Here is a 7,828-nt window from a genome sequence, read left to right as displayed (position 1 = left end):
CCTGCTCAGGGACTCCACCGGCTGGACGGAGGACGCCGACTTCCGGTTCGGCCTCGACCTCCTGCTGGACGGCATAGAGGCGCTGATCGCCCGCCCAGCCCGGTAGCCGGCCCCGGCCGCTGGGTGAGGAGGAACGCGAATATCACCTGGCGGTGGGGCATTTCTAGACCCTTGACAAACGGCTGAACGGCCAACACCATCAGCGAGCCGGAGCGGGCCGAGATGTCGCCGTCCACCGTTCCGATGTGCTGTGGTGGCTGTTCAGGGCAGGTCGAATGTCAGGGTGCGGGATCACGCCCGTACACGGTGGAGCACGGCACGCCGAACAGGTCGTCGATCTGCTGCTCCGTCTTGACCCGGGCGTCCTACAGCTCCTGAGCTAGTGCAGCCTGCTCCGCAGACAACCGCGGTCGGCGGCCGCCGACTGTACGGAGAATCAGAAAAGATCCGAAGTCTCTGCCACACGACCCCATAACCCCAGGGTCGGCAAGCACACGAACAACATCTTCCCAAGCTCGGCCTTCCTCCCTCCGACGACCACAACCGGCGCGTCATGGCGGTGCTGACCTACCTGCAGGCCGTGCCCGCCCCGCCGAGATCAACGGGCCCGGCCGCCCGTGAGAGGATTCCCCCGCAAGACGGGTGAATCCTGGACGGAAAGGCAGCAATGTTCGCGATCTCCCTGGGCGACGACGGCGCGGAGCTGCGTCCGCTGGAGCCCTGGCGGGCCGAGGAGTTCCTGCGCCACATGGACCGCGGACGCGAGTTCATCGGACGGTTCATCTCCCTGCCCGACCTCGTCACCGACCTGGAGTCCGCCAGGTCGGTGCTGCAGGCGTACGCGGACAAGGCCGCGGCCGACACCGGGCGCATCTACGGCATCTGGACCGGCGGCAGGCTGGTCGGCGGCGTGCTGTTCCGGACGATGGACGTCCGGCTCGGCACCGCCGAGGCGGGCTGCTGGCTGGAGCCGTCGGCGGCGGGCAAGGGCCTGGTGACCAGGGCCGTCCGCGTGATCATCGACTGGGCCGTCGAGGAACGCGGCATCCACCGCGTGGAGTGGCAGGCCGCGGCCGGCAACACCGCCAGCATCGCCGTGGCCCGGCGGCTCGGGATGCGCAAGGACGGCGTCCTGCGCGAGAGCTACCCCCACCGGGGCGTCCGGCACGACGTCGAGGTCTGGTCCGTGCTCGCCCCGGAGTGGCGGGCCGGCCGCCGGACGGGCTGAACCGCTCGCGCGGCTACCCGGCTTCGTCCAGTCGCCTGGTGGTCTGGTCGATGCGGCGGATGCGGCCGTCCGGGGCCAGGCGGCCGAACATGAAGACCTCCGCCGTGAAGGTCGTGCCCTTGCGCAGCCTCGTGCGCAGGGTCCACCGGGCGGCGATCCGGTCGCCGGAGACCAGCGTCTCGTGGATCTCGACCCCGGCCCCGTCGCCGGTGGCCATCGCCTCCTGGTCGACCTGCCGCCGGACGGGGCGGACGTGGTCGATCATGCGCTGCCGGTCGATCACGAGCCCGTCGTTGCAGTACTCGAAGTCCGGGACGAAGTAGCGGTCGATGATCGTGGCGGGCTCCTCGCAGGAGACGGCCATGTCCCGGGTGTAGGCGGTCAGGAAGTCGGCGAGGTCGCGCTCGCAGGTGATGCCCATTCGGCGTCCTTGAGGGTGTGGGGGTGGCTGCCGTCCCGATCCTCGCCGCCCGCGCCCGCCGCCGTCGTCGTACGGCCGGAGACGGTCGGCGCTACTCCCGCCGTCGTACGCTCCCCCGCGGCTACGGCGCCGGGACCACCCGACCGCCCGTCAGGGCCGGGCCGTCACGTCGTTCACGGGGCTGCGCGGCGCCTGCCCGGTCAGGACCCGGACGGCCTCCTCCGCGGCGAACCGCCGCACCGTCTCCACCGCCTGCTCGGAGTAGTAGGCGGCGTGCGGGGTGACGATCACGCCGGGCAGCGTGAACAGCGGGTTGTCCGGACGCCAGTCGCGCTGCTTGGCCGGCTCCTCCTCCAGGTCGTCCATGGCCGCGCCGGCGATCCACCCCTCGGCGAGCGCCTGGTAGAGCGCCTCGTCCTGCACGATCGGGCCGCGCGCGGTGTTGACGAGGATCGCGTCCGGCTTCATCCTGCGCAGCGTCGCGCGGTCGAAGGCGTGGTGCGTCCCCGGGGTGAGCGGGGCCTGGATCACCAGGTAGTCGGCGCCCGCCACGAGCTCGTCGAACGACACCGGCCGCACGTGGTGCGCGAGGATCCGGGAGTCGTCCATGAAGGGGTCGTGCGCCCAGACCTCGACGCCGAAGGGCCGCGCGCGGGCGGCGATGAGCTGGGCGATGGCGCCGAAGGACAGCAATCCGAACACCCGCCCGCGCAGCCGCAGGATCGGCTCGCCGCTCTGCCAGCGCCACACGCCGCGCCGGGTGGCGCGGTCGTACTGGCAGATCTTGCGGGCGGCGGCCAGCCAGAGCGCGACGGCGTGGTCGGCGACCTCCTCGGCGCACCACTCGTTCGGCGCGTTGGTGACCTGGATGCCGTGCCTGGTCGCGGCCTCGACGTCGACGATGTCCACGCCCGTGCCGTAGCGGGCGATCACCCGGCAGCGGGTGAAGGCCTCGACGGCGCGGGAGCCGATCTGCGCGTACTGGGTCAGCACGCCGTCGGCGTCCCGGCCCTTCTCGATCACCTCGTCCTCGCTCTTGCACTGCTCGGCGCGGAGCTCGAACCCGGCGGCCTCGACGATCGCGCGTTCGATGTCCACGTCGCCGAAGTCGGAGTCGGCGATCATGATGGCGCCTCTGGCGTCAGTGCGAATCACGGGGAATCCCCTTGGTGTGTACGAGGTCCTGGTACGACAGGGCCAGCTCCAGGCATCCCCCGCCGTCGAGCTGCCCGACCGTGGCGCGGTAGATCTCCTGCCACGGCGTCTGGTTCTCCAGCGCCGGCGGCGTGTGACGGGCCCACCGTGCGGCGATCTCCTCCTCCGTCAGCAGCACGTCGACGCGCGCGTTGTCCACGTCGACGCGGACGAGGTCGCCGGTGCGCAGGATGGCGAGGTTGCCCCCGGCGGCGGCCTCGGGGCTGGCGTTGAGGATGGACGGCGCGTCGGAGGTGCCGCTCTGGCGGCCGTCGCCGAGCGTGGGCAGCGTGGTGACGCCCAGCCGCAGCAGCGCGGACGGCGCCTCCATGTTGACCACCTCGGCCGACCCGGGATAGCCGATCGGCCCGGTGTAGCGGATGACGAGGATGCAGCCCTCGTCCACGCCGAGCTCCGGATCCTGGATGCGGGCGTGGTAGTCCTCGGGCCCCTCGAAGACGATCGCGCGGTAGTCGCGGACCGCGCGGAACTCGTCGCTGAGGACGGAGGTCTTCATGACGGCCGAGTCGAACAGGTTGCCCGTCATGATGAGCAGCCCGCCGCGCGCGGCGACCGGGTCGTCGTAGGGGCGGATGACCTCCGGGTCGCCGGGCGGGGCGTCGGCCAGGTTCTCGGCCACGGTAAGGCCGGAGACGGTCATGGCCTCGCCGTGCAGCCGCCCGGCCGCCAGCAGCGTCCGCATGACGGCGGGCACGCCGCCCGCGCGGTAGAAGTCCTCGCCCAGGAACTCGCCGGCGGGGGCGACGTCGGCCAGCACCGGGACGTCGGCTCCGACGCGCTGCCAGTCGTGGATCGTCAGCGGCACCCCGGCGTGCCGGGCGATGGCGTTGACGTGGATGGGCACGTTGGTGGAGGCGCCGATGGCCGAGGCGACGACGATCGCGTTCTCGAAGGCCCGCATGGTCATGATCTTGCGCGGGGTGAGGTCCTCGCGTACCAGCTGCACCGCCCGCAGGCCCGTGTCGTAGGCCATCTGCGCCCGGCGGCGGTAGGGCGCGGGGATCGCCGCGCAGCACGGCAGCGACATGCCGAGCGCCTCGGCCAGGCTGTTCATCGACAGGGCGGTGCCCATGGTGTTGCAGTGGCCGATGCTGGGCGCGGAGGCGGCCACGCGCGCCATGAACTCGTCGTAGTCGATCTCGCCGGTGGCCAGCAGCCGCTTCGACTGCCAGATCACCAGCCCCGACCCCGACGCGGCCATGCGCCTGCCCTGGTGGTAGCCGTTGAGCATCGGCCCGCCGGACAGGACGATCGCCGGGATGTTGACCGTCGCCGCCGCGGCCAGGCACGCGGGCGTGGTCTTGTCGCAGCCCGTCGTCAGGACGACGCCGTCGAGCGGATATCCGTAGAGCACCTCGACCAGCCCGAGGTAGGCGAGGTTGCGGTCGAGGGCGGCGGTCGGGCGTTTGCCGGTCTCCTGCAGCGGATGGACGGGGAACTCCAGCGGGATGCCCCCGCCGTCGCGGATGCCGTCCCTGACCCGGTCGGCCAGGGCGAGGTGGTGGCGGTTGCAGGGCACCAGATCGCTGCCCGTCTGGGCGATGCCGATGATCGGCCGGCCGGACTGGAGCTCCTTCGGGGTCAGCCCGAAGTTGAGGAACCGTTCGAGGTAGAGAGCGGTCATCTCCGGATTTCCGGCGTTGTCCCACCATGCCTGGCTGCGCAGGCCGCCGCTCTCGGGATGCCCGGTCGGGCGCATCAGCTCGCTCCTCACTCGCGCGGGACCGCCGGTCGGGTGGTGTCATGGCGCACCCCGGACGGGCGATGACTGGCCTACCCCGCCGCCGTCACCGCGCAAACGCCTCAGATCATCGCCGCCATCACCTGCTCGACGCTGCTGACCTCGGGAAACTCGATGAGGCACCACGTCGCGCCCGCGTCCTCGTACGGGCCGGGATGCACCCCCGGCCGGACGCCGACCGCGACCTCGAAGCCTTCGAGCCCGCCCCGGTGCTCGGCGACGACGGCCAGCATCTCCCGCAGCCCGACCGGGGTGGTCTCGGGACAGAGACCGTCGAAGCGGGCGGCGCGGCGGAGCGGCGCCTGCCGGACCGACTGGGCGGCGACCCAGATCGGGATCCGCGGCCGCTGCACGGGCTGCGGCTGGAACGCCAGGTCGTCGACGCGGTAGTGGCGGCCCCGGTGGCGGACGGGCAGGCCGGTCCAGAGCCGGCAGATGACGTCGAGGCCCTCGTCGAGCATCTCCGCCCGGACGTGCGGGTCGCCGGTCTCGCCGAGCCTGCTCAGCTCCCCGCCGTCGTCCGCGCCGAGCCCGACGCCGAGCACCATCCGCCCGCCGCTCAGCTGGTCGAGGGCGGCGGCCTGCCTGGCCACCTCGTACGGCCTGCGCCGCGACAGCGGCGTGACCCTGGTGCCGATGCGGACGCGCTCGGTGGCGGCCGCGATCGCGGCCAGGGCGATCCAGGCGTCGCAGACGGCCAGCCCCGGGCTCAGCGGGCGCACGACGTGGTCCCACAGGAAGACGCCGTCGAACCCGGCGTCCTCGGCGCGGGCGGCCAGGTCGGCGAGCACCCGCGGGTCGGCCAGTTCCCCGAACGGCGGCAGGTACAGCGCGCGGCGCATCACAGCAGGCCCTTCAGGTGCGGCGCGGTACGGCTGCGCGGGCTGGCGGCCACCTGCGCCGGCGTGCCCGCGGCCACCACCGTGCCCCCGGCCGAGCCGCCTCCCGGCCCGAGGTCGATGACGTGGTCGGCGGTCGCCACCACCCGCATGTCGTGCTCGGCGACCACGACCGTGCCGCCGCCGCCGACCAGGTCGTGCAGCCGGTCCATGAGCACGTCGGTGTCGTGCGGGTGCAGGCCGGTGGACGGCTCGTCGAGCAGGTAGATCGTGGACTCGGCGCGGCGGCCCTGCAGCTCGGCGGCGAGCTTGATGCGCTGGGCCTCGCCGCCCGACAGCTCGGTGGCGGGCTGCCCGAGCCGCAGGTACCCGAGCCCGACCTCGTGCAGCGTCTCCAGCGGGCGGCGTACCGCGGGGACGTCGCCGAAGAAGCCGGCGGCCTCGTCGACCGTCATCTCCAGGATCTGGGCGATCGTGCGGTCGCGGTAGGTCACCCGCAGCGTGTCGGGGTTGTAGCGGGCGCCGCCGCAGTCGGGGCAGGGCGCGTACGTCGTGGGCAGGAACAGCAGCTCGACCGCGACGTAGCCCTCGCCCTGGCAGGTCTCGCAGCGTCCGCCGGGCACGTTGAAGGAGAACCGGGCCGGGCCGTAGCCGTGGGCACGCGCGCCGTCGGTGGCGGCGAACAGCTTGCGCACCGTGTCGAACAGGCCGGTGTAGGTGGCCAGGTTGGAGCGCGGGGTGCGGCCGATGGGCTGCTGGTTCACCCAGACCACCCGCCGCTCCCCGGCGGCCTCGGCGACGGCCGCCAGCAGGCTGCTCTTGCCCGCCCCAGACACGCCGGTGACGGCGGTGAACACGCCCAGCGGCACGTCGACGTCCACGCCTTGAAGGTTGTTGCGGGTGAGCCCGCGCAGCTCCAGCCGGCCCGCTTGCCGGTGCGCCGGCCGTTCCGGCACCACGGTGTGGAACAGGTAGCGGCGGGTCACCGACCCGGCGACCTCGCGCAGCCCGGCGACCGGCCCGCTGTACAGGACGCGCCCGCCGTCGCCGCCCGCGCCGGGGCCGACGTCCACCACCCAGTCGGCCTGGCGCACGACGTCCATGTCGTGCTCGACCAGGCAGACGGTGTTGCCGGTGTCGCGCAGGCGGCGCAGCAGGTCCGACAGCGCGGCGGAGTCGGCGGGGTGCAGGCCGGCCGAGGGCTCGTCCAGGACGTACACGACGCCGAACAGCCCGGCGCGCAGCTGGGTGGCCAGCCGGATCCGCTGGAGCTCGCCGCTGGACAGGGTCGGCGCGGGCCGGGCCACGCTCAGGTAGCCCAGGCCCAGCTCGTCCAGCACCTCGATGCGGTCGAGGATGTCGCGGGTGAGCGCCCCCGCCGGTCCTGGTTCGTCCCGGTGCGGGCGGAGCACGCCGGCCAGTTCGCCCATCGGCATCGCGGCCAGCTCGACGACGGTGCGGCCCGCGTACGTGACCGCCAGCGCCTCGGGACGCAGCCGCCGCCCGCCGCAGAGCGGGCAGGTGCGGGCGGTCATGAACCGTTCGGCGCGCAGGCGGCTCTTCTCGCTGGCCGAGGACGCGTACGCCTTGAGCACCAGCCGCCGGGCGCTGGCGTACTTGCCCTGGTAGGGGCGGTGGATCCGGCCCGCCTCGCGTACGGGATGGACGGTGACCACCGGCTCCTCGTCGGTGAACAGGATCCAGTCCCGCTGCTCCCGCGGCAGGCTGCGCCAGGGCGCGTGGATGTCGTAGCCGAGCGTCGCCAGGATGTCGCGCTGGTTCTTGCCCTGCCAGGCGCCCGGCCACGACGCGATCGCGCCCTCCGCGATGCTCAGCGACGGGTCGGGCACCAGCGACTCCTCGGTGACCTCGTGCAACACCCCCTGCCCCTGGCACTGCGGGCACGCCCCGGCGACGGTGTTGGGCGAGAACGCGTCCGAGTCCAGGCGCGGCGCGCCCGCCGGGTAGGCGCCGGCGCGGGACATCAGCATGCGCAGCGAGTTGGAGACCCGGCTCAGCGTGCCGACCGTGGACCGCGCGGACGGCGTGGACCGCCGCTGGCCGAGCGCGACCGCGGGCGGCAGGCCGGTGATGTCGTCGACGTCGGGCATCGGCAGCTGCTGCAGCAGCCGCCGCGCGTAGGGCGCGACCGACTCCAGGTAACGGTGCTGCGACTCGGCGAAGATCGTGCCGAACGCCAGCGACGACTTGCCCGACCCGGAGACCCCCGTGAACGCCACCAGCGCGTCGCGCGGGATCGCCACGTCGACGTCCCGCAGGTTGTGCACCCGCGCGCCGCGCACCCGGATGCCGCTGACCACCTCGTCTTCCACTCTGCGCAATCTACCCATCGCCCGCCGGGCGACCGCCGGGCGGGCGGTCAC

Annotated in this window: 6 protein-coding genes; 1 reads left to right on the top strand and 5 read right to left on the bottom strand. The window is 73.1% G+C overall.

The window, feature by feature from the left end; all coding sequences use genetic code 11:
- Positions 1-667 precede the first annotated feature (667 nt).
- Positions 668-1,228 carry a GNAT family protein gene (locus AB0C33_RS46255; RefSeq protein WP_358300577.1) on the top strand — a complete coding sequence of 187 codons (561 nt, stop codon included), beginning with the start codon at positions 668-670 and terminating at the stop codon, positions 1,226-1,228.
- Positions 1,229-1,241: 13 nt separating this feature from the next.
- Here the strand turns inward: AB0C33_RS46255 and AB0C33_RS46250 are convergent, their stop codons facing one another.
- From AB0C33_RS46250 to AB0C33_RS46230, 5 genes are all read right to left on the bottom strand, one after another.
- Positions 1,242-1,649, bottom strand: a complete 408-nt coding sequence (locus tag AB0C33_RS46250) for a nuclear transport factor 2 family protein (protein ID WP_358300574.1) — start codon at positions 1,647-1,649, stop codon at positions 1,242-1,244.
- Between the two features lie 150 nt (positions 1,650-1,799).
- Positions 1,800-2,804, bottom strand: a complete 1,005-nt coding sequence (locus AB0C33_RS46245; RefSeq protein WP_358300571.1) for a C-terminal binding protein — start codon at positions 2,802-2,804, stop codon at positions 1,800-1,802.
- Positions 2,791-4,563, bottom strand: a complete 1,773-nt coding sequence (locus AB0C33_RS46240) for an IlvD/Edd family dehydratase (protein WP_358300568.1) — start codon at positions 4,561-4,563, stop codon at positions 2,791-2,793. Before AB0C33_RS46240 ends, AB0C33_RS46245 begins: the two co-directional genes overlap by 14 nt.
- A 104-nt stretch (positions 4,564-4,667) precedes the next feature.
- A complete protein-coding gene (locus AB0C33_RS46235) occupies positions 4,668-5,447 on the bottom strand; it encodes an LLM class flavin-dependent oxidoreductase (RefSeq protein WP_358300565.1) in 780 nt (259 codons plus the stop codon).
- Positions 5,447-7,795 (bottom strand): excinuclease ABC subunit UvrA, encoded by a 2,349-nt coding sequence (locus tag AB0C33_RS46230; RefSeq protein ID WP_358300580.1) that lies wholly within the window; start codon positions 7,793-7,795, stop codon positions 5,447-5,449. The genes AB0C33_RS46235 and AB0C33_RS46230 overlap by 1 nt, the downstream gene beginning before the upstream one ends.
- Positions 7,796-7,828 lie beyond the last annotated feature (33 nt).

This window comes from Nonomuraea sp. NPDC048881 (assembly GCF_040649795.1).
Lineage (GTDB): Bacteria > Actinomycetota > Actinomycetes > Streptosporangiales > Streptosporangiaceae > Nonomuraea.
Note: the sequence above shows the minus strand (reverse complement) of the source record. Positions and strands in the feature narration are given on the sequence as shown.

Excerpts from the sequence above, each read along its gene's own strand:
- AB0C33_RS46250 (WP_358300574.1), bottom strand. The coding sequence starts at position 1,649 with ATGGGCATCACCTGCGAGCGCGACCTCGCCGACTTCCTGACCGCCTAC.
- AB0C33_RS46255 (WP_358300577.1), top strand. The coding sequence starts at position 668 with ATGTTCGCGATCTCCCTGGGCGACGACGGCGCGGAGCTGCGTCCGCTG.
- AB0C33_RS46230 (WP_358300580.1), bottom strand. The coding sequence starts at position 7,795 with ATGGGTAGATTGCGCAGAGTGGAAGACGAGGTGGTCAGCGGCATCCGG.
- AB0C33_RS46240 (WP_358300568.1), bottom strand. The coding sequence starts at position 4,563 with ATGCGCCCGACCGGGCATCCCGAGAGCGGCGGCCTGCGCAGCCAGGCA.
- AB0C33_RS46235 (WP_358300565.1), bottom strand. The coding sequence starts at position 5,447 with ATGCGCCGCGCGCTGTACCTGCCGCCGTTCGGGGAACTGGCCGACCCG.